Genomic DNA, 21,194 nt, shown 5'->3' on the forward strand with positions numbered 1-21,194 from the left:
CACACCTTTGTTACACCGCCGGAGACGGATCGGTTCCCATCTGTTTCCCACCAGTTCCGGACCGGCCCCCGGGACCTGAGAGAATGGTGGGCATGGCCTCTGACCGACCCCGCGTGCTCTCCGGAATCCAGCCCACCGCAGGCTCGTTCCACCTCGGCAACTACCTCGGCGCCGTCCGCCAGTGGGTGGCTCTGCAGGAGACCCACGACGCGTTCTACATGGTCGTCGACCTGCACGCGATCACGCTCCCGCAGGACCCGGCGGACCTGCGTGCCAACACTCGCCTGGCCGCCGCCCAGCTCCTCGCGGCCGGACTCGACCCCGAGCGCTGCACGCTCTTCGTCCAGAGCCATGTCCCCGAGCACGCCCAGCTCGCCTGGATCATGAACTGCCTCACCGGCTTCGGCGAGGCGTCCCGCATGACCCAGTTCAAGGACAAGTCCGCCAAGCAAGGCGCGGAGCGGGCGTCGGTCGGCCTGTTCACGTACCCGATCCTGCAGGTGGCGGACATCCTGCTGTACCAGGCCAACGAGGTCCCGGTCGGCGGGGACCAACGTCAGCACATCGAGCTCACCCGCGATCTCGCCGAGCGCTTCAACGGTCGTTTCGGCCAGACCTTCACCATCCCGAAGCCGTACATCCTCAAGGAGACGGCGAAGATCTACGACCTCCAGGACCCGTCGATCAAGATGAGCAAGTCGGCGTCCACGCCGAAGGGCCTCATCAACCTGCTCGACGAGCCCAAGGCCACCGCCAAGAAGGTCAAGAGCGCGGTCACCGACACCGACACCGTCATCCGCTACGACGTCGAGAACAAGCCCGGGGTCAGCAACCTGCTCGCCATCTACTCGACCCTCACCGGGACGGGAATCGCGGAACTGGAGCAGAAGTACGAGGGCAAGGGCTACGGTGCGCTCAAGACGGACCTCGCCGAGGCCGTGGTCGAGTTCGTGACGCCCTTCCGGGAGCGCACCCAGCAGTATCTGGACGACCCGGAGACGCTGGACTCGATCCTGGCCAAGGGCGCGGAGAAGGCGCGCGCCGTCGCCGCGGAGACGCTCTCCCAGACGTACGGCAAGGTGGGCTTCCTGCCCGCCAAGCACTGAGCCCGCACCACGGCACACGGCTGGAAACGGCCGTACCACCGCATAGCGCTGCACATCACTACGGTTGCGCCTGCCCGCAGCACGGCCGTGGCCGTACAGTCGATAGCCGAGTGGCCGCATCAGCGGTCACTCACGCTCACCAACCGGGCACGAGCTCACCACAGAACGAGCTCACCGACATGACGACAGGAGACGACGTGGGGACCGTAACGATCGGTGTGTCGATCGCGGTCCCGGAGCCTCACGGCAGCCTGCTCCAGGAGCGGCGCGCGGGCTTCGGCGACGCCGCTGCTCACGGCATTCCCACGCATGTCACGCTGCTGCCGCCGACAGAGGTCGACTCCTCGTCGCTGCCCGCGATCGAGGTGCATCTCGTCGAGGTCGCGGCGGCCGGCCGCCCCTTCCCGATGCGGCTGTCCGGCACCGGAACCTTCCGGCCCCTCTCGCCGGTCGTCTTCGTCCAGGTCGTCGAGGGCGCCGAAGCCTGCACCTGGTTGCAGAAGCAGGTCCGTGACGCGTCCGGGCCCGTGGCGCGCGAACTGCAGTTCCCGTACCACCCGCACGTCACGGTCGCGCACGGCATCGACGACGCGTCGATGGACCGCGCCTTCGAGGAGCTCGCCGACTACGAGGCCGGCTGGCCCTGCACCGGGTTCGCCCTTTACGAACAGGGCGCCGACGGCGTGTGGCGCAAGCTGAGGGACTTCGCTTTCGGGGGGTCGGTGGTGCCGCCGCAGCCGGGGCGTGTGGAGCGTGGGTCGATCCCTGCGAGTTAGCTCCGCTGTTGAGGGGGGCGACTACGGGGGTGCGGCTGGGTGTGGTCCGTCGTCTGCTGCGCCGTTGTGGCTGGTCGCGCAGTTCCCCGCGCCCCTTTGGGGCGCTACCGCAACGCCAGGCCTAGATCGGTAGGCGGCGGAACGCCGTCCTCGGTACGTGCCGTAGCGCCGACATCACCAGCCTGAGTGCGCCCGGCACCCACACCGTCTCCGAGCGTCGTCGCAGGCCCAGTTCGATCGCCGTCGCGACCGCCTCGGGGGTGGTCGCGAGTGGGGTCTCCTCCAGGCCGACGGTCATCTTCGACCGTACGAATCCGGGGCGTACGACCATGACGTGGACGCCGGTGCCGTGCAGCGCGTCGCCCAGGCCCTGGCAGAAGGCGTCGAGGCCTGCCTTGCTGGAGCCGTAGATGAAGTTGGCGCGGCGGGCCCGCTCGCCGGCGACGGAGGAGAGGACGACGAGCGAGCCGTGGCCCTGGGACTGGAGGGCGCTCGCGCTGACCAGGCTCGCCGACACGGCGCCCGTGTAGTTGGTCTGCGCGACCCGCACGGCGTTCAGCGGCTGGCGCTCGTCGCGTGCCTGGTCGCCGAGGACTCCGAAGGCGAGCAGCACCATGTCGATGTCGCCCTCCGCGAAGACCTTGCCGAGCACCGTCTCGTGGGTCTCGGGGTCCAGCGCGTCGAACGCCACGGTGCGCACATCGGCTCCCAGGGCGCGCAGATCGGCCGCGGACCGCTCCAGGGCGGGTGACGGGCGGCCCGCCAGCCAGACCGTGCGGGTACGGCGCGCGATCAGGCGGCGCGCGGTGGCCAGCGCGATCTCGGACGTACCGCCGAGGACGAGCAGGGACTGGGGGATGCCGAAGGCGTCCTTCACGACAGCTCCTAGAGATCTGAGAGTCCGGAGATCTGAGAGTCCGAGAAATCTGATGGCGGGGGCTAAGGGCTGGGCGGCTGGGGTTTACGGGGCCAGGTGGCTGGGTTCTACACGCCGAGGCGGCGGGCCAGGTCCGACACGAAGACCTCGCGCGGGTCGATCTCGGCGCGCAGGGCGCGGAAGTCGGTCAGGCGCGGGTACATCGCGGTGAGCAGCTCGGGCCGCAGCCGGGAGTCCTTGGCGAGGTAGACGCGTCCGCCCGCCGCGGCCACCTCCTCGTCCAGCACGTCGAGGAGGGCGGCGAGGCCGGGCAGGGCGGCCGGGATGTCCAGGGCCAGCGTCCAGCCGGGCACGGGGAAGGAGAGCCAGCCGGGGTCGGCGTCACCGAAGCGCTTGAGGACGGCCAGGAAGGACGGGCAACGGTGCTCGGAGATGCGCAGCACGATCCGGCGCAGCGTCTCCTCCTGGCCGCGTCCGACGACGAACTGGTACTGCACGAAGCCGCTCCGGCCGTAGATCCGGTTCCAGTGGGGCACGCCGTCCAGCGGGTGGAAGAAGGTGGCGAGCTTCTGCAGTTCGCCGGTACGCGCGCGTGGGGCCTTGCGATACCAGAGCTCGTTGAACCAGCTCACGGTACGGCGGCTCAGCAGGCCTTCCGGGAGGAAGGTGGGTGCGGCCGGCAGGTGGGAGGGGCGGAAGGCGAGCGGGTCTCTACGCGCGAGCGTGCCTTCGCGCAGCGCATCCAGGGGCGCGTGGTCGCCGCGGGTGAGCACCGCCCGCCCCGTCGCCGCGCCCTGCGCCAGCAGGTCGATCCACGCGACCGAGTAGCGGTAGTGGTCGTCGGTGGCGACCAGACGGGCCATCAGGTCGTCGAGATCCCGCGCGCGCTCCGTGTCGACCGACATCAGCGAGGTCTCCACCGGCTGGAGTTGGACCGTCGCGGTCAGGATCACGCCGGTCAGGCCCATGCCGCCGGTCGTCGCGTCGAACAGGGGCGTGCCCCGCCGGACCCTGCGGATCTCGCCGTCGGCGGTCAGGAGTTCCAGCGACAGGACATGGCGGGAGAAGGAACCCGAGACGTGGTGGTTCTTGCCGTGGATGTCGGCTCCGATCGCGCCGCCGACCGTCACATAGCGGGTGCCGGGCGTCACCGGCACGAACCAGCCGAGCGGGAGCAGCACCTCCATCAGCCGGTGCAGCGAGACCCCGGCGTCGCACAGCACGGTGCCGCCGTCGGCGTCGATCGCGTGGATGCGGTCCAGGCCCGTCATGTCGAACACCGCGCCCCCGGCGTTCTGCGCCGCGTCCCCGTACGCCCGCCCCAGGCCCCTGGGGATGCCTCCGCGGGCCCCGCAGCCCCGGACGGCGGCGGCGGCCTCCTCGTACGTCCGTGGGCGGATCAGGCGGGCGGTGGTCGGGGCGGTGCGGCCCCATCCCGTGACGGAGGCGGTGTCGGCAGGCATGTCGGCGACCGTAGCGCCCATTTACGGATGGTTAGTTATGAAACATCCCCGCTCTCCCCGAAATGGGTGATTAATGGGATGTCGTTCAATATTGCCGTAGTTCTTGCGTCGGTGACGTGAACAGTGAGTCCACATGGACCACCTCGACGACAAGGACCACCGAAGCCTTCGGGGCGCGGACCGCCGCATCCTCTCGGCGTTCCATGCCCGCGGCCGTGACCCACGCGTCGCCTCCGCCGCGCGAGCCCTCTCCTGGGCCGGCGAGCACGGCGCGCTGTGGCTGGCGGCGGGGCTCGCGGGGGCCGCCGTGGACGGTGGGCGGCGCGGCGCCTGGTTGCGGGGCACGGCGCTCACCGCGGGTGCGCACCTCGTCAGCATGGGGGTGAAGAGGGTGGTGCGCCGCCCACGCCCGGCGCATGTCGAGCCCCTTGTGCGCACCGCCGGCCGACACTCCTTCCCGAGCTCCCACGCGACCTCCGCCGCAGCGGCGGCCGTCGCCTACGGCGCGCTCGGCGCGTACGCGATCCCGCCGCTCGCCGCCGCGATGTGCGTGTCGCGCCTGGTCGTCGGCGTGCACTACCCCTCGGACGTGGCGGCGGGCGCGGCCCTGGGGGCGCTCACGGCGTGCACAGGGGCGGGCTGGATGAGGAGAGGGGGCGCCCATGCCTGAGATCGCGCCCCTCACGAGTGCCGGACACCCCGGGCCGGCTGCGCTCCGCGAGCAGCGCACGCCTCCACGGCAGGCCGCGCCACCACCCCGCAAAGGCGGCCTCCCCGCACTTCTGAAGGGCCTCCTCAGGACGGCGCGCCCCAAGCAGTGGGTCAAGAACGTCCTGGTCATCGCCGCCCCCGCCGCCGCCGGCCGGCTCCTCTCGATCCACGCCCTGACCCAACTCGGGCTCGTCTTCGCCCTCTTCACGGCCTGTGCCGCCGCCGTCTATCTGATCAACGACGCCCGCGACGCCGAGGCCGACCGCGCCCACCCCACCAAGCGCCGCCGCCCGGTCGCCGCCGGACAGGTCCCCGTGTCCGTCGCGTACGTCGTCGGAGGCGCTCTCGCCGTCCTCGCGCCGGCCGCCGCGGCCTGGCTGACCTCGCCCGCCGTCGCGGCCCTGCTCGCGGCGTACATCGGCATGCAACTGGCGTACTGCGTCAGCCTCAAGCACGTCCTGGTCGTCGACCTCGCCGTCGTCACGACCGGATTCATGATGCGCGCGATGGTCGGCGGGTTCGCCCTCGGTATCCCGCTGTCGCGCTGGTTCCTGATCACGACCGGGTTCGGGGCGCTGTTCATGGTGTCGGCCAAGCGCTACTCCGAGGCCGTGCAGATGGCCGGGAAGGCGGGCGCCACGCGCGCGTTGCTCACCGAGTACACCACCGGCTACCTGCGCTTCGTCTGGCAGCTGGCGGCCGGGGTCGCCGTCCTCGGGTACTGCCTGTGGGCCATGGAGGAGGGCGGAGTCCCGCACACCGGCGTGCTGCCCTGGCGCCAGCTGTCCATGGTCGCCTTCATCCTCGCGATCCTGCGCTACGCCGTCTTCGCCGACCGCGGCACGGCGGGCGAACCGGAGGACGTCATCCTGCGCGACCGCGCGCTCGCCCTCATCGGGGTGGTGTGGCTGGCGATGTACGGGTTGGCGGTGGCCAATTGGTAGGCGCGCCCGTGTGGCGGAGCCGGGGGAAGGGGGTCGGCACGCGCGCGTGGCGGAGCCGGGGGAGCAGTTGCCCGACATCCACCGGCCCGACAACCACGGGCCCGACAACCACGGGCCCGACATCCACCGGCCCGACAACGACCCGCCGCGAACTCCTCGGCTTCGCCGCCGTCGGTCTGCTCGCCTACGCCGTGGACCTCGCCCTCTTCACCTGTCTGCGCGGCCCCGCCGCCCTCGACCCCCTCACCGCGAAGGCCCTCTCCTTCGTCGCCGGGTGCGCGGTCGCCTACGCCGGCAACGCCCTCGGCACCTATCGCCACACGCACCCGAGGGGCCTGCGCCCCTGTGCCGTCTTCCTCGCGGTGAACGTCGCCGGGGCGGCCGTACAGCTGCTGTGTCTCACCGTGAGTCACTACGGGCTCGGCCTCACCTCCCAGCGCGCGGACACCGTCTCCGGAGCCGGAATCGGTATGGCGCTGGCTACTGTCCTGAGGTTTTGGGGCACTCGGACATTGGTCTTCCGGACGGAGGGCAGAGTCGGATCATGGACTGGCTGAAAAAACTCCCCGGTGTCGGGCCCATGGTGACCCGGCTGATGGCCACGCACGCGTGGCGGTCGTACGAGCGCTCGGACCGGGTGAAGTGGACACGGCTGGCCGCCGCGATGACCTTCATCAGCTTCATCGCGCTCTTCCCGCTGCTGACGCTGGCCGCCTCGATCGCCGCCGCGACGCTCAGCCAGGAGCAGCAGAACAAGCTGGAGGACAAGCTCACCGACCAGGTACCCGGCATCGCCGACCAACTCAACATCGACGCCCTGGTCCAGAACGCCGGCACCGTCGGCCTCATCGCCGGCGTCACCCTGCTGTTCACCGGCGTCAGCTGGGTCGGCAACATGCGCGAGTGTCTGCGCGCCGTGTGGGAGCTGCCCGACGAGGAGGAGAACCCCGTCCTGCGCAAGGCCAAGGACGCGGGCATCCTGGTCGGCTTCGGTGGCGCCGTGCTCGTGACGTTCGCGGCCTCCACGGTCGCCTCCGCCATGGTCGGCTGGATCACCCGGCAGCTCGGCATCGACGAGGGCGGCTGGGGCGGGATCCTGCTGCGCGTCGCCGCGTTCCTCGTCGCCGTACTCGCCGACTTCCTGCTCCTGCTGTACGTCCTGACCCTGCTGCCCGGCGTCGAGCCGCCGCGCCGTCGGCTGGTGGTCGCCGCGCTGATCGGGGCGGTCGGGTTCGAACTGCTGAAGCTGCTGCTCAGCGGCTATATGCAGGGCGTGGCCACGAAGAGCATGTACGGCGCGTTCGGCGTGCCGGTCGCCCTGCTGCTGTGGATCAACTTCACCGCGAAGCTGGTGGTGTTCTGCGCCGCCTGGACGGCGACGCAGAGCAAGGAGACCGAACTCGCCGACGAATCCGGGGAATCGGCTGACGACGGCGAGGACTCGGCCGACGAATCCGGGGAATCGGCCGGCGACTCCGGAGGGTCAACCGGCGACTCCGGGAAACCCGGCGTCAGGAACGGCCCCGACGACGCACCAGGTCGGGCAGCGGCCAGCGGCGGTTGATCAGGAACGCGCCCGCCGCGAGCAGCACCAGCACCCCGCCGGTGATCCCGAGCGCGACCCCGATGCCGCTCGAACCGCCCGCGGCCGAGGCACCCACCGCCGACTTCGAGGACCCGTCGCCGTCCCCGGTGCCACCGGCCTCCCCGGCGTCGTTCGCACCCGGCTGTGCGCTGGACTGCGCCGCGCTCTTCGGCGGGACCAGCTCACCCACCGGCTTGACCTTGCCGGCTGCCTTGAAGCCCCAGTCGAAGAGCTTCGCGGTCTCCTTGTAGACCTCGTTGTGCTCGCTCTTCTCCGGGTTCATGACCGTGACGAGCAGCACCTTGCCGCCCCGCTCGGCCACGCCGGTGAAGGTGGCGCCGGCGTTCGTGGTGTTGCCGTTCTTGACGCCCGCGATGCCCTGGTAGACGGGGATGTCGCTGTCGCCGGCCAGTAGCCGGTTGGTGTTCTGGATCTCGAAGGTCTCGCGGACCGACTTGCCCTTCTTGTTCTTCTTCGTCTCGCCCGGGAACTTGGCGCTGACGGTCGAGCAGTACTCGCGGAAGTCCTTCTTCTGCAGCCCGGAACGGGCGATCAGGGTGAGGTCGTACGCCGACGAGACCTGGCCCGGTTCGTCGTAACCGTCGGGGGACACCGCGTGCGTGTCGAGCGCCTGGAGCTCCTCGGCGTGCTCGTTCATCTCCTTGACGGTGTTGTCGATGCCCTTGTTCATCTTCGACAGGACGTGCACGGCGTCGTTGCCGGAGCGCAGGAAGACCCCGAGCCACAGGTCGTGGACGGAGTACGTCTCGCCCTCCTTTATCCCGACCATGCTGGAGCCGGAACCGATGTCCGCCAGGTCGGAGGGGGTGACCTCGTGCTCCATGGTCTTCGGGAACTTCGGCAGCACCGTGTCGGCGAACAGCATCTTCATGGTGCTCGCGGGCGCCAGCCGCCAGTGTGCGTTGTGCGCGGCGAGCACCTCGCCGGACTCGGCGTCGGCGACGACCCAGGAGCGGGCGGTCACGTCCTTGGGCAGGACGGGGACGCCGCTCGCCAGATTCACCTGCGTACCGGGCTGCCCGAGCCGCTCGCCGCCCACGGTCGACATGTTCGCCGGGGGAGTGGCCGAGGGGCTCGTACTCGGTGACGGCTTGGGGGCCGCGTGGGAGACGGGCGCGGTCAGCGCGAGGGACGACAGGACGGCGGAAGTGACCAGCAGGGATCGCCCTGCGGTCTTCTTGGGTGCGAGCACGAGCGAGAACGTACATGCCGTTCCCATGGAAGTCCCGCTTCCGCCCCCACCCCGCTCGGAGAACCGGAGACGCGACGGTGATACTGAACCTATGAAGCTCAGCCGCCCCGTCTCCTGGTTCCTGCTCGCCTTCGGGGTGTGGAGCTGGGTCATCTGGGTCACTTTCGTCAAAAACCTGATCAAGGACAGCAGCGGGCTCGCGTTCGACGACGGGCATCCGACGGCGTACTTCTGGGTGCACCTGCTGCTGGCTGTCGTCTCCTTCGTATTGGGGACGGTCGTCGGGGTCATCGGGTTGCGTGGAGTGCGCGCATTGCGCCGGACGACATAGGAACTCGGCCAGGGCGCCGGGCGTTCACTCAGCACGCAAAGGAAAGGGAACGTCGGCGTGGTCATCGTCTTCGTGCTTGTCGCACTGCTCGTGCTGTCCGTGCTGGTGGCGGGCAACTGGTGGCTGTGGCGTCGGCTGTTCCGCGACACGACCCGTGGTCCCGGGTTCGGGCGCCGCGCGGGCGTGGCGGTGATCGCCGGCGGCTGGGCGCTGACGATCGGGGCCTTGGTCGCCGAGCGAGGGGGCGCGCCCTTCTGGCTCCAGCAGGTCCTCGCCTGGCCGGGCTTCATGTGGCTGGCCCTGTCGATATACCTGCTGCTGGGTGTGGCGGCGGGCGAGGTCGTACGACCCCTGCTGCGGCGGTGGCTCGAACGGCGGGCACGTGCGGCGGAAGCTGTGAACGAGTCGGTGCCGGCGGGAGTGACCGCGGGCCCGTCCCCCGCTGCGGCATCCCTCGCCTCGACCCCGACGACGTCCGTCACCAAGTCGGCCGAGCACCAGACGCTCCCGTCCGCCTTCGGCTCGGCTCCGGCGCGTACGGCCGACTCGGGCGCGGACCCGGTGCGCACCGGCGGCTCATCCACCGCGCTCACCACCGACCCGCCCCCGGCGTCCGCACCCGAAGAGGCGCCCGCCACCACCCCCACCCCTGACTCCACCGACCCCTCCCGCCCCCTCGCCACCCCCACCCGCCGCCTCTTCGTCTCCCGAGTCGTCGCCGGTGCCGCAGCCGCGGCCGCCGTCGGCACGGTCGGCTACGGCACGTACGGCGTGTTGCGCGGTCCGAAGGTGAAGCGGGTCACCGTCCCGCTGGCCAAGCTCCCGCGCGCGGCGCACGGTTACCGGATCGCGGTCGTCAGCGACGTCCACCTGGGCCCGGTCCTGGGCCGGGGCTTCGCCCAGAAGGTCGTCGACACGATCAACGGCACCCAGCCCGACCTCATCGCGGTGGTCGGCGACCTGGTGGACGGCAGTGTGAAGGACCTCGGCCCGGCGGCCGCCCCGCTCGCCGGCCTCCGGGCGAGACATGGGGCGTTCTTCGTCACCGGCAACCACGAGTACTTCTCGGGAGCCGAGCAGTGGGTCGAGGAGGTACGCCGCCTGGGCCTGCGCCCGCTGGAGAACGCCCGCACCGAACTGCCCCACTTCGACCTGGCCGGTGTCAACGACGTCGCGGGTGAGAGCCAGGGTCAGGGCCCCGACTTCGCCAAGGCCCTCGGCGACCGGGACAGGGCACGCGCGTGCGTGCTCCTCGCCCACCAGCCGGTCCAGATCCATGACGCCGTCGACCACGGCGTCGACCTCCAGCTCTCCGGCCACACCCACGGCGGCCAGCTCTGGCCGGGCAACTTCATCGCGGACCTGGCGAACCCGACCCTGGCCGGGCTGGAGCGCTACGGCGACACCCAGTTGTACGTCAGCCGGGGCGCGGGCGCCTGGGGCCCGCCGACGCGCGTGGGCGCCGAGTCGGACATCACGGTGATCGAGCTGGCGTCCCGTCAGGCCTGACGGGACAGGCGCCGATACGGGCCCGGTACAGGTCTCGCCCTCGCTGTGGACAACCTGTGAAACCTGCCGGAAACGCCCGTAGGTAAGTTCTTTCCCATGTCCCCAGAATCCTCTTCCCCCTGCTGAAACGCGTGTGATTAGGTGTGCGCGCCACTAAGGGGAGTGGCGCAATCCATTGCTCATGCGGGGGCCCTTCGAGGGCCTGGGGAGAGGGCACCCGTGCGTTCGGTTCGCATGCGGATTCTCGCGACGCTGCTCGTCCTGGCGGCCGTGGGAGTGGGCGGCTGGCAGTTGTTGCCGTCGCGGGACGACCAGGACAGGACCATCACGGTCGGTTCGACGGACGCCGTCACCTCGCTCGATCCGGCCGGCGCCTATGACGCCGGCTCCTGGGCGCTGTTCAACAACGTCTTCCAGTCGCTGCTGACCTTCGAGCCGGGCGGCGTCACGCCCGTGCCGGACGCGGCCAAGAGCTGCGGCTTCTCCGGCACCGACCTGAGAACCTATCGATGCGAGCTGCGCGACGGGCTCACCTTCCCGAGCGGGCGCGCCATGACCGCGCAGGACGTCAAGTACTCCTTCGACCGGGTCAAGCGGATCAAGTCGGAGGTCGGCCCGTCCTCCCTGCTGGACACGCTCCGGTCGGTGAGCGTGAGCGGGCGTGCGGTCACCTTCCATCTGGCGTCGCCCGACGCCACGTTCCCGCTCAAGGTGGCCACCGGGGCGGGGTCCATCGTCGACCGCGAGAAGTATCCGGCCAATCGGCTGCGCACCGACAACGCTGTCGACGGCACCGGCCCGTACACCCTCACCACGTACACGAAGGACCAGAAGGCCGTTCTCGCCCCCAACGCGCACTACAAGGGCGCCCTCGGCGGCACCGGCCGCCCCGTCGAACTGCGCTACTACTCGGACGCCGACGCCCTCGACAGCGCCTGGAAGGCGAAGCGGGTCGACGTCGCCACCCGCACGCTGCCGCCCGAGGTTCTCGCCGGCCTGAACGCCGCCGACCCCGGCCAGCGTGTCTCCGAGGCCGACAGCTCCGAGATCCGCAACCTGTACTTCAACACCCGTAAGGGCTCGCCCCTGCACGACGTCCGGGTCCGGCGGGCCACGGCCTGGCTGATCGACCGCGAGCGGCTGGCGGCCACGGTGTACAAGGGCACGGTCGACCCGTTGTACTCGCTGATCCCGACCGGCATCACCGGCCACACGACGTCGTTCTTCGACGCCTATCCCAAGCTCAGCACCGCCAAGGCGCGCGCCCTGCTCACCAAGGCCGGCGTGAGCCTGCCCGTCCGCTTCACCTACGGCTACGCAACAGGTCGCGGTGCCGCGAGCGCCGAGGAAGCCACGGAGCTCAAGCGGCAGTTGGAGGCGGGCGGACTGTTCAAGGTGACGGTCAAGGGCTACGAGTGGACCGACTTCCAGCAGCGCTGGGCAGGCGGCAGGCTCGACGCGTACGCCGTCGGCTGGGTCGCCGACTTCCCGGACCCGGACACCTACGGCGGCCCGCTCGTCGGCACCGGCAGCACCATGAACACCGGCTACAGCAACAAGACCGTGGACCAACTGATCACGGCCAGCCAGCAGTATGCCGACCGCAGCGAGGCCACGCGGGACTTCCGCTCGGTGCAGGAGACGGTCGCAGGCGATGTCCCGGTCATCCCGCTGTGGCAGGCCAAGGAGTACGTCGTCGCCAGTGAGGACGTCGGCGGTGGCCAGTATCTGTCCGACGGCACCGGCGTCTTCCGGCTCTGGCGCCTGGCCTGGATCTGACGTGATCTCGCGGCCTGGACATTCCATGCGGTGATGCCAGGGTGCCGCCCGGCGCTGCACCATGTGACGAAGGTGTGCGCGGGGTGAGGAGCAAACGTGTTGAGACGCAACGCTTTTCGGCTGCCCCGGCACCCGGCGTCCGTCGGTCTCGCCCGGCGCCGAGTCCGGGACCACTTGGCCGACTGGGGGCACGGGCCACGGGAGCCGGCGCTGGAGGACGCCGTGCTGCTCGTCTCGGAGCTGGCCACCAACGTCGTACGCCACGGCCCCCTCCTGGAGCACGAGTTCGAGGTCGCCGTGACCGCGCTCGCCGACGGATCCTGCCTGATCGAGGTGTCGGACGAGGGCCGACTCGAGCCGCGATTACGGGCGGTGGAGGAGTGGGAGGAGACCGGCCGCGGCCTGCACCTGGTGGAGCACCTGGCCGCGGCGTGGGGGGTGTGGAGCCGGGGGCGGCACGGGAAGACGGTGTGGGTGCTCGTCGCTCCGCCAGGGGGGCCGTGACGCTCCGGGGAGGGCGGATCTCCGGGTTCGCGACTGCGAGTCGTGTGTGGTTGATCGCGCCCACGCGGCGGAGCCGCACATCGATACGGCCTCGCGCCCCTCAGATGGGCAGTGTGACCGTCACCTGCAAGCCCTCGCCCGGCGCCGTCCGCACCGCCACCTCCCCGCCGTGCGCCTCCACCACCCCCTGCACGATCGCCATCCCCAGCCCGCTGCCCGCACCCCCGCCCGCCCGGAAGAACCGGTCGAAGACGCGTGCCGCGTCCTCCTCGCACAGACCCGGCCCCTTGTCCTCGACACACAGCCGTACGACGCCGTCCGCCCGCTCCACCCCCAGCCGCACCGGCACATCGGCGGGTGTGTGGGTGCGGACGTTGCTCAGCAGGTTGCCCAGCACCTGGCGCAGCCCCGACTCGTCGGCCCGCACGAGCAGCGTGCCCTCCGCGCCGACCGTTAGGGGCCGCTCCGGCTGCTGCACCCGCAGGTCCTCGGCGGCGTCCCGCACCAGACGGCTCAAGTCGACGTTGCGGAAGCGCAGTTCGGGCCGCTGGTCGAGACGGGCGAGGGTGAGCAGCTCGTCGACGAGGCGGCCCATGCGGTCGACCTCGCCGTTCATCCGGTCCCAGGCCCGCTTGCGCTCGGCCGGTTCCGTCAGCATCCCCTTGTCGTACAGCTGGAGGTAGCCGCGTATCGCGGACAGCGGGGTGCGCAGCTCGTGCGAGGCGTCGCCGACGAAGCGGCGCAGCTGGGCCGCGCTGCGCTCGCGCGTGCGATATGCCGACTCCACCTGGTGGAGCATGGAGTTGAGGGCGACCCGGAGCTGTTCGACCTCCAGGGTGGGGTCGCGGCTGGAGGGGACGCGCCGGGTCAGATCGCCCTCGGCGATCGCCGACGACGTCTCCACCATGTCCTCCAGCGGCCGCATCCGGCGGCGCACGCTCAGCATGGTCAGACAGCCGAGCAGCGCCAGCAGCAGGGTTCCGACGGCCAGGTCCATCCTCAGTGCCTTGCCCATGCCCTCGTGCAGGCCCTCGGTGGGGACGGCGATCAGCACGATGGTGCCGTCCGACAGCCGGGCGCCGACCGTCCGGTAGCGGTCGCCCTCGACCCGTATGTCCCGTGGCTCCTCGGCGGAGGCGAGGGCTTGTGGGTCCTGCGCGGCGGCGGCGAGCGCGTGCTGGCGGGCCGTCGGCTCCAGCGGGCCCAGGGCCACCGGACGCCCGGCGGAGTCGACCGCGACGTAGACCATGGAAGGGCTCGGCAGCGGATCCGTGTCCGTGGCGCCGCCGCCGGTGAACTTGTCCATCGCGACGCCCAGTTCGCTCAGCGACTCGATCTGCCGCAGCGTGAACCCGGCGTTCCCCAGCGTGGTGCGCGCGCTCTTCAGTTCGCTGTCGACCTTGTCGAGCAGGTAGAACCGCGCGGTCATCAGACTGACCGCGGTCGCGACGACGATGCCGACCGCCAGCAGCGCCACGTTCGCCAGCGTCAGCTTGCCGCGCAGCGAGTGGATGCCGCGCCGACGGCGGATGTCGAAGATCCTCGCTGCCCTCATGCCAGCCCGTATCCGACGCCACGCCGCGTGGTGATCACCGGCGGGCCCAGGGCGTCCAGCTTGCGCCGCAGATAGCTGATGTAGGTCTCGACGACCGTCGACTCGGGCGGGGTGTGCTCGTACTGCCAGACGTGGCGCAGGAGTTGCTCCTTGGGCACGATCCGGCCGCCGTTGCGCACCAGGAAGCGCAGCAACGCGTACTCGGTCGGGGTGAGTTCGACGGTGCGGCCCGCGCGGCGCACCGAGTACGTCGTGTCGTCCAGCTCCAGATCGCCGTATCTGAGCGGCGGGCGCTGCGGCAGGACGTCGGCCGGGAGGGTGCGGCGCAGTACGGCCGTGATCCGGGCGATGACCACGTCGACGTCGAACGGCTTGGTGATGTAGTCGTCGCCGAAGCCGAGGGCGCCGACGATCTCGGCGGGCGCGTCGCGAGCGGTGAGGAACACGAGCGCCAGGTCGGGGCGCCGCTCGCGCAGTTCACGTCCGAGGGCGCGGCCGTCGCCGTCCGGGAGCATGACGTCGAGCAGCGCCACGTCGGGTCGGGTGCGCTCGGCGAGGGTGAGCGCCTCGCGGACCGTGCCCGCGATCATGACCTCGAAGCGGTGGTAGCGCAGGGCGATCGCGAGGACGTCCGCGATGCTCTCCTCGTCCTCCACGACCAGCACGGTGCCAGAAGCCGTCGTCATGCCCCCAGTATCGGCGGGGCCACTGACAGCCGGGTGGGCCGGCAGCTTTGGAGTTCCTTGAGAGTCCGCATTGGAGTTCCTTGAGAGTCATGGCCGTCGACTGCCACGCGCGCGCGGCGCCGCCAATCCTGTTGCCCAGGACCTGGGGGACCAACCGAACCGCATAAGGAGTGTTGAGCGTGGCGGCATTGGCACGGTGGTGCTATCGGCACCGGCTGGTGGTCCTGTTGCTGTGGGTGGGGGCGCTGTTCGGCCTGGGCGCGGCGAGTTCGGCCGCCGGCACGAACTACGCGAACGTCTTCTCCCTCCCGAACACGGACTCCACGACCGCGTACGACCTGATGGAGAAGGCCTTCCCGGAGCGCGCGGGCGACACCGACACGGTGGTGTGGAAGGCCGACGAGGGGAGCGTGCGGGACGAGTCCGTACGGTCCCGGATCGAACCCGCGCTTGAGGAGATCGGGCGGATGAAGGGGGTCGGCGAGGTCACCGACCCGTACGCGGAACAAGGGGCCGCGCAGATCAGCCGGGACGGGCGGATCGCGTACGCCCAGATCACCTTCACGGAGCAGGCGAACGGCATCCCCAAGGAGCTGATCGAGGACGTCGTCGACACGGCCCAGGCCGCCGAACGCGACGGACTCCAGGTCGAGCTGGGCGGCCAGGCCATCGCCCGCACCCAGGAGCCGCCGCAGGGCACGGCGGAGGCGGTCGGCATCCTGGCGGCCGCGGTCGTGCTGTTCCTGGCGTTCGGCTCGCTGTTCGCGATGCTGCTGCCGATCATCGTGGCGATCGCCGGCGTCGGCACCGGCCTGATCGGCACGATGCTGCTCAGCCATGTCACCGACGTGCCCGAGGTCGCCCCGCTGCTCGGCTCGCTGATCGGCCTCGGCGTCGGCATCGACTACGCCCTGTTCATCGTCACCCGGCACCGGCGCGGCATCCTGCGCGGCATGAAGCCGGAGGAGTCGGCGGTGACGGCCCTCAACACCTCAGGCCGCGCGGTGCTGTTCGCGGGCGGCACGGTGTGCATCGCGCTCGCCGGAATGCTGGTGATGAACATGCGGTTCCTGGATGGCGTGGTCGTCGCGACCTCGCTCACCGTCGTCCTGAGCGTGCTGGCCGCGATCACCCTGCTGCCCGCCCTCCTGGGTCTGCTCGGCATGCGGGTGCTCAGCCGCCGGCAGCGGCGCCGGCTCGCCGCGACGGGACCGGAGCCGGCGGAGGAGAGCGGACTCGCGGCGCGCTGGTCGTCGTACGTCCAAAGGCGCCCGCGCCCGGTCGCCGCGCTGGCCGTCGTCGTCATGGCGCTCCTCGCGATCCCCGTGCTGTCGCTGCGCCTCGGCGCCACCGACCAGGGCAACCACCAGGAGTCGCAGACCACCCGCCAGGCTTACGACCTGCTCGCCGAGGGCTTCGGCCCCGGCTTCAACGGCCCGCTCCAGGTGGTCGTCGAGGGCGACGCCCCCGCCGGCCTGGTCGACACGATCCGCTCGACCGAAGGCGTCGCCCAGGTGGCCGCCGCGCCGCCCGCGAACGACGTCACCGTCATCCAGGTCGTACCGACGACATCACCGCAGTCCGAGCAGACGGACCAACTGATCGACCGCCTGCGCGACGACGTGATCCCGCAGTCGGGCGCCGAGGCCCATGTGGGCGGCGTGACGGCGGTCTTCAAGGACTTCGCCTCCGTCACCGGCGAGCGACTGCCGTACTTCATCGCGACGATCATCGCGCTCGGCTTCCTGCTCCTGCTGGTGGCCTTCCGCTCGCTGGTGGTGCCGCTGACGGCCGCCCTGATGAACCTCATCGCGGCGGCCGCGTCCTTCGGCGTCCTGGTGGCGATCTTCCAGTGGGGCTGGGGCACCGAGCTGATCGGTGTCGGCAAGGAGGGCCCGATCACGTCCTTCCTGCCGGTCATCATGCTGTCCCTGCTGTTCGGCCTCTCCATGGACTACCAGGTGTTCCTGGTGAGCCGGATGCACGAGGAGTGGGTGCACACGAAGGACAACGCGCGCGCGGTGCGCGTCGGCCTCGCGGAGACCAGCCGGGTCATCAACTCCGCCGCCCTGATCATGATCTGCGTGTTCAGCGCGTTCGTGCTGAGCGGTGACATGGAGGGCGCGATGGCGGGCATCGGCCTCGCGGCGGCCGTCGCCCTGGACGCCTTCATCCTGCGTACGGCCCTGGTGCCGGCCGCGATGCACATGCTCGGCAACTCCAACTGGTGGCTGCCGGACTGGCTGGAGAAGCGGGTGCCGCATCTGGCGGTCGAGCCGAAGGAGGAGCCGGTGGCGGCGGTGGCCGAGGAGGAGCCGGTCGCCGTGGCGGGCAGGTCCTCGGTCGTCCACGGCTTCGTCCGCACCGCCGACGGCGATCCGATCGACGGCGCGGCGGTGACACTGCTGACGAAGGGCGGGCGCCAGCTGGACCGGGTGACGTCGCTGGCCGACGGCTCGTACATCGTCTCGGTGCCGGCGCCGGGGGCGTATCTGCTGGCGACGAGCGCCGAGTCGTACGGCTCCCGGGCGGGGCAGGTGGTCGTGACGGAGGGGCCGCTGGTGTACGACGTGGAGCTGGCCGAGGGTGAGGTGGACGCGGTCAACTGACGCCCGTCGAAGGCGGTTTCAGTGGCGCTCGTCCTTGGCGGGCGCCCCCTGGCCGTCGGCCTTCTCCTTCTGCTTGGCCGGATCCGGAATGGCGTTCGTCATCCCCGGCAGGAAGTCCGTGAACAGGTCGTGCACCTCGCGCACCAGCGGCCGCAGCACCCGGAACCGCGCGAGCGAGACGCCCCGCGCGGTCAGCCGGGCGCTTCGCTCGGCGAGCCGGTAGCTGCGCTCGCGCCCCTCGGTCCGGTCGTAGACCCAGTACAGGACGAGCCCCATCTGGCCGAGCCACATCATCTCGGGCAGCACATCCCGGAGTTCCTCGGGCACCTTGGTCTTCGTCGCGCCCGCCAGGACCTGCCGGTGGATGTTGATGGCCTCCACGCGCGCGTGCTCCGACTCGGCGGAGAAGGGACTGAGCGGGCTCGCGGGATCCGCGGCGTTCTTGAAGAACTGCACGGCGAACTCGTGGTACGGCGTGGCGATGTCCAGCCACGCCCTCAGCACACCCGCGAGCCGTACCTCCAGGTCGGTCTCCCGGGCCAGGACGTCCCGGATCGCCGCCCTGTGCTCGGTGGCGATCCGGTCGTAGAAGCCCTGGATCAGGTGTTCCTTGCCCTCGAAGTAGTAGTACGCGTTGCCGACGGAGACCCCGGCCTCCTGGGCGATCGCCCGCATCGTCGTCTTGTCGTAGCCCCGCTCCTGGAACAGCCGCATGGCGGTCTCCAGGATCAGCGCACGGGTCTGCTCGGACTTGCTGGGGGCATCGCCCTGTTCAGGGCTGTCGTTCTTCGAGGGCACGGAAAGAGAGCCTAACGAGTGGCGTTTGCGCCGAACGTCAGGAGGCCTGTGCCGACTGGTACAGGTTCTGGGCGTCGGCACCGAAGTACGGGCCGTACATCCGGTTCGGCAGGAAGTTGTACTTGAAGCTGTTCACCGAGGACAGCAGGCCGGTGCCCTTGGCCTCGTCGAACTGCGTGAACCAGGGGCCGCCGCTGGAGCCGCCCGTCATGTTGCAGTTCATGCCGTGGTCGTTCGACAGCAGGAAGTCGCGGTCGGTGGTGCCGCTGCAGTAGATGAACTTCTCGCCGTCGTACGGGGCGGCGGCCGGGAAGCCGAACGCGTACATGCGCAGGTTGTAGCCGGTGTTGAAGGCCAGCCCCTGCCCGCCGACTACGTCCGTCAGCAGCTTGCCGTCCAGCGGGGCGACGACGGCGGCGCCGACGTCGTAGTTGATGTCCTCGCTCGCCGTCCACTGCGGTGTGGAGAGCGTCTTCGACGCGGTCCACCGGCCGTACGGGGCCTGCCCGTCGTGGTAGCCGGGCACGAAGACCCAGTTGGTGTGCCAGGCGCCCTCCAGCTTCACGCAGTGGCCCGCCGTGATGACGGTGCTCTTGTTGGCGCTGGTGACGGCGTTGCCGGAACAGGACGCCGTACGGCCCTGGTAGCTGAAGAACACCCGCCCCGCCGTGGACACGACCGAGCCGCCGCCGGTCCACTGACCGCCGCTGTTCGGGAAGGCCAGCAGGCCGATGTCGGAGACGGCCTTGCCGACCTTCTCGGCCGGGGAGGTGGGCGCGACGGTGGTCGCCGTGCCCTTGAGGGGCGCCGAGCCGCCGTCGTAGTGGCCGTTGACGCTCACGAGGTCGAGGGGGGTCGCCTCGCGCATCCGTTCCGACGTCCAGAAGTCACGGGCCTGTTGCTGCGCGCCGGCCGAGACCGAGCTGATGCCGGTCGAGCCGCCGGGCTTCGGCGCGGCGCCCGCGGGAGTGGCCAGGGCGCCTGCGGTGAGCAGCGCGGTGACGCCGACGAGGGCGCCGAGGAGGGGACGGGGTATGCGGGTGACGCCGGGTATGCCTCTCACGCGTACTCCTTCTGCGATGGGGGGACCGGGCGACCGGATGGGCCGCCCGGCTGACGGACAGTCGGTGCGAGTGCGGAGTGGAGAACCGGGAGGCAGCGTGCCAACCCGAGCCCGGTTTTGGAAGGGCGCCTACCGAAACGGAGTCCGAAACGGGGCTGTTCAGGATGGATTGGCACAGGTGCCGCCGTCGCAACCGGGCGGGTTGTACGTCCAGCCCCGACTCGGCTCGTACGACCACCCGTCCGCGCTCCGATAGACCTGCCCGCCCCCTTGCGGCCATCCCCCCTGCGGCCCGCCCCCTTGTGCCCCGCGCCACTTGGCGGCGGCGAGCGCGGCCCCCTTGGCGAGCCGCGCCCCCGACGGAGTGCTGAGCCGGTGGGCGAGCGGCCGGTGTTCGCGCAGGGCCCACAGCGTGACGATCCAGGCGGCGGAGCCCCGGTAGACCTGCCCGGCGTCGCCGACGACGGTGATGTCGTCGAGCGTGGCGCCGTGGTCGAGGCCGGGGTGGCGCCGCCGGGCCTCCTCGGACCCGGCCGGCACCAGCTCCAGCGGCACCAACTGGGGCTGCTTCGCCAGCCAGTCGCGCACGAAGGTGCACAGGGAGCACCCGGCGTCGTAGAAGACCGTCAGCCGGCGGACCGGGGCGGCGTCCGTCTTGCCGGCCATCGGGTCACGCCCCGGCCGACGGAGCGACCCAGTCCTGCGGGGCGACCGGAGGCACCTGCTCGCGCTCCATCACGCCGCGCCGGCGGATCTTGTTGAGTACGTAGACGTTGCCCAGGTGCATCACGCCGAGCACCAGCAGCACCACACCGAGCTTGGTCGACAGGGCCTCGAAGACCCCGCGGGTGTCGAGGACGGTGTCGTCGTCGCTCAGGTACAGCGAGACGAAGCCGAGGTTGACGAGGTAGAAACCGACCACCAGAAGGTGGTTCACGGCGTCGGCGAGCTTCTCGTTCCCGCGCAGCACGTCGGCGAGGAAGATCCGTCCGTTGCGGCTGAGTGTGCGGGCCACCCAGACGGTGAGGGCGATGCTGACGACCAGGTAGATGACGTAGGCGATGACCGTGCGGTCCATGGCCTCCCCCTTCTTGAACACGTTCAAAACTCTGACAGGGATGACTGTAGACCCTGACTTTGAACGTGTTCAACTCAATCGGGTGAGGCCTCCGTCACGCCTCTGTCCCGGCCCCTCTTACGCCTCTGCCGCGGCCCCCGTCACGGCCTGCGCCCGAGCTCCGGCCGCTTGGAGTAGTCCGTGAGTCCGATGACGTTCCCCCAGGGATCGGCGATCTCGACGGTCCATCCGGTGGCCATGGAGAAGGGCTCGTCGAGCGGCGTGATGCCCACCTCGGCCAACGCCCGCGCCGCCGCTCGCGCGTCCGGCACCTCCAGCCAGACCCGTGGGCAGAGCCAGGGAGGCGGCCGGTGCCCCAGCGTCTCCTCGTGCCGCAGCAGAATCCCGGGCGTCTCGCCCCCGACCTTCAGCCCCGCGATCCCGGCCTCGTCGAGCCGGAACCCGACCACGAACCCGGCGAGCTCGTAGAACCGGACGGCCTCGCCGAGGTCGCCGACCGGCAGCAGCAGGTTGTCGAACCCGAGCAGCTCGTACGACTCATCATCTGACATACCGTCAGGGTAAGGGGATGATCGGCCGGATCCGGTGATTGTCAGTGGTGGCTCGT

The 21,194-nt window shown here is 70.6% G+C and carries 21 protein-coding genes; 11 read left to right on the forward strand and 10 right to left on the reverse strand.

Translation table 11 applies throughout. From position 1 onward, the window contains the following. Positions 1-92: 92 nt before the first annotated feature. Positions 93-1,106: a tryptophan--tRNA ligase gene (trpS, locus tag ACIA8X_RS24590; protein ID WP_393453659.1), complete on the forward strand. Its 1,014-nt coding sequence runs from the start codon at positions 93-95 to the stop codon at positions 1,104-1,106. 197 nt (positions 1,107-1,303) lie between these two features. After that, on the forward strand, positions 1,304-1,882 hold the full coding sequence (locus tag ACIA8X_RS24595; RefSeq protein WP_399459105.1) for a 2'-5' RNA ligase family protein: 579 nt from the start codon (positions 1,304-1,306) through the stop codon (positions 1,880-1,882). A 121-nt stretch (positions 1,883-2,003) separates the two neighbouring features. Here the strand turns inward: ACIA8X_RS24595 and ACIA8X_RS24600 are convergent, their stop codons facing one another. Both ACIA8X_RS24600 and ACIA8X_RS24605 read right to left on the reverse strand, forming a co-directional pair. Then, a complete protein-coding gene (locus ACIA8X_RS24600) occupies positions 2,004-2,759 on the reverse strand; it encodes a decaprenylphospho-beta-D-erythro-pentofuranosid-2-ulose 2-reductase (protein ID WP_393453665.1) in 756 nt (251 codons plus the stop codon). Positions 2,760-2,866: 107 nt separating this feature from the next. Then, positions 2,867-4,222, reverse strand: a complete 1,356-nt coding sequence (locus tag ACIA8X_RS24605) for an FAD-binding protein (protein ID WP_399459106.1) — start codon at positions 4,220-4,222, stop codon at positions 2,867-2,869. A 133-nt stretch (positions 4,223-4,355) separates the two neighbouring features. Between ACIA8X_RS24605 and ACIA8X_RS24610 the strand changes: the two genes are divergently transcribed. From ACIA8X_RS24610 to ACIA8X_RS24625, 4 genes are all read left to right on the forward strand, one after another. Beyond that, positions 4,356-4,892 carry a phosphatase PAP2 family protein gene (locus tag ACIA8X_RS24610; protein ID WP_399459107.1) on the forward strand — a complete coding sequence of 179 codons (537 nt, stop codon included), beginning with the start codon at positions 4,356-4,358 and terminating at the stop codon, positions 4,890-4,892. After that, positions 4,885-5,877, forward strand: coding sequence for a decaprenyl-phosphate phosphoribosyltransferase (locus tag ACIA8X_RS24615; protein WP_399459108.1), 993 nt, complete (start codon positions 4,885-4,887; stop codon positions 5,875-5,877). Before ACIA8X_RS24610 ends, ACIA8X_RS24615 begins: the two co-directional genes overlap by 8 nt. Positions 5,878-6,053: 176 nt before the next feature. Next, positions 6,054-6,434, forward strand: coding sequence for a GtrA family protein (locus ACIA8X_RS24620; RefSeq protein WP_399459149.1), 381 nt, complete (start codon positions 6,054-6,056; stop codon positions 6,432-6,434). Continuing rightward, positions 6,422-7,441, forward strand: a complete 1,020-nt coding sequence (locus ACIA8X_RS24625) for a YihY/virulence factor BrkB family protein (protein ID WP_399459109.1) — start codon at positions 6,422-6,424, stop codon at positions 7,439-7,441. The genes ACIA8X_RS24620 and ACIA8X_RS24625 overlap by 13 nt, the downstream gene beginning before the upstream one ends. Here ACIA8X_RS24625 and ACIA8X_RS24630 read toward each other — a convergent pair. Next, positions 7,389-8,675: a D-alanyl-D-alanine carboxypeptidase family protein gene (locus tag ACIA8X_RS24630; protein WP_393453680.1), complete on the reverse strand. Its 1,287-nt coding sequence runs from the start codon at positions 8,673-8,675 to the stop codon at positions 7,389-7,391. The genes ACIA8X_RS24625 and ACIA8X_RS24630 overlap by 53 nt on opposite strands. Positions 8,676-8,766: 91 nt before the next feature. On the opposite strand from ACIA8X_RS24630, the gene ACIA8X_RS24635 reads away from it, so the two are divergent. The 4 genes from ACIA8X_RS24635 (at position 8,767) to ACIA8X_RS24650 (ending at position 12,798) form a co-directional block, all read left to right on the forward strand. Then, complete coding sequence (locus ACIA8X_RS24635; protein WP_093905493.1) at positions 8,767-9,006, forward strand: SCO4848 family membrane protein; 240 nt, start codon at positions 8,767-8,769, stop codon at positions 9,004-9,006. Positions 9,007-9,063: 57 nt separating this feature from the next. Next, positions 9,064-10,515, forward strand: coding sequence for a metallophosphoesterase (locus ACIA8X_RS24640; protein WP_393453683.1), 1,452 nt, complete (start codon positions 9,064-9,066; stop codon positions 10,513-10,515). A gap of 234 nt (positions 10,516-10,749) precedes the next feature. Beyond that, positions 10,750-12,294 (forward strand): ABC transporter substrate-binding protein, encoded by a 1,545-nt coding sequence (locus tag ACIA8X_RS24645; RefSeq protein ID WP_393453926.1) that lies wholly within the window; start codon positions 10,750-10,752, stop codon positions 12,292-12,294. A 96-nt stretch (positions 12,295-12,390) separates the two neighbouring features. Next, positions 12,391-12,798: an ATP-binding protein gene (locus ACIA8X_RS24650; protein ID WP_393453686.1), complete on the forward strand. Its 408-nt coding sequence runs from the start codon at positions 12,391-12,393 to the stop codon at positions 12,796-12,798. 100 nt (positions 12,799-12,898) lie between these two features. Here the strand turns inward: ACIA8X_RS24650 and ACIA8X_RS24655 are convergent, their stop codons facing one another. After that, positions 12,899-14,353 carry an ATP-binding protein gene (locus tag ACIA8X_RS24655; protein WP_399459110.1) on the reverse strand — a complete coding sequence of 485 codons (1,455 nt, stop codon included), beginning with the start codon at positions 14,351-14,353 and terminating at the stop codon, positions 12,899-12,901. Continuing rightward, positions 14,350-15,039 (reverse strand): response regulator transcription factor, encoded by a 690-nt coding sequence (locus ACIA8X_RS24660; protein WP_393453692.1) that lies wholly within the window; start codon positions 15,037-15,039, stop codon positions 14,350-14,352. The genes ACIA8X_RS24655 and ACIA8X_RS24660 overlap by 4 nt, the downstream gene beginning before the upstream one ends. A gap of 188 nt (positions 15,040-15,227) precedes the next feature. Here ACIA8X_RS24660 and ACIA8X_RS24665 point away from each other — a divergent pair, with 188 nt between their 5' ends. Continuing rightward, the gene (locus ACIA8X_RS24665) at positions 15,228-17,648 is read left to right on the forward strand and encodes an MMPL family transporter (protein WP_399459150.1); all 2,421 of its coding nucleotides are present in this window, start codon (positions 15,228-15,230) and stop codon (positions 17,646-17,648) included. An 18-nt stretch (positions 17,649-17,666) separates the two neighbouring features. On the opposite strand, the gene ACIA8X_RS24670 is transcribed toward ACIA8X_RS24665, so the two are convergent. The 5 genes from ACIA8X_RS24670 to ACIA8X_RS24690 all read right to left on the reverse strand — a co-directional run bounded on the left by ACIA8X_RS24670 (position 17,667) and on the right by ACIA8X_RS24690 (position 21,138). Further along, on the reverse strand, positions 17,667-18,446 hold the full coding sequence (locus ACIA8X_RS24670; RefSeq protein WP_399459111.1) for a TetR/AcrR family transcriptional regulator: 780 nt from the start codon (positions 18,444-18,446) through the stop codon (positions 17,667-17,669). 37 nt (positions 18,447-18,483) lie between these two features. Beyond that, positions 18,484-19,509, reverse strand: coding sequence for a trypsin-like serine peptidase (locus ACIA8X_RS24675; protein WP_399459112.1), 1,026 nt, complete (start codon positions 19,507-19,509; stop codon positions 18,484-18,486). Positions 19,510-19,668: 159 nt separating this feature from the next. Further along, on the reverse strand, positions 19,669-20,175 hold the full coding sequence (locus tag ACIA8X_RS24680; protein WP_393453701.1) for a thiol-disulfide oxidoreductase DCC family protein: 507 nt from the start codon (positions 20,173-20,175) through the stop codon (positions 19,669-19,671). Between the two features lie 4 nt (positions 20,176-20,179). Next, the gene (locus tag ACIA8X_RS24685; protein WP_093905490.1) at positions 20,180-20,587 is read right to left on the reverse strand and encodes a hypothetical protein; all 408 of its coding nucleotides are present in this window, start codon (positions 20,585-20,587) and stop codon (positions 20,180-20,182) included. Positions 20,588-20,727: 140 nt separating this feature from the next. Continuing rightward, positions 20,728-21,138: a VOC family protein gene (locus tag ACIA8X_RS24690; protein WP_399459113.1), complete on the reverse strand. Its 411-nt coding sequence runs from the start codon at positions 21,136-21,138 to the stop codon at positions 20,728-20,730. Between the last annotated feature and the right edge of the window lie 56 nt (positions 21,139-21,194).

Source organism: Streptomyces sp. NPDC051738, from assembly GCF_044453205.1.
Taxonomy (GTDB): Bacteria; Actinomycetota; Actinomycetes; order Streptomycetales; family Streptomycetaceae; genus Streptomyces.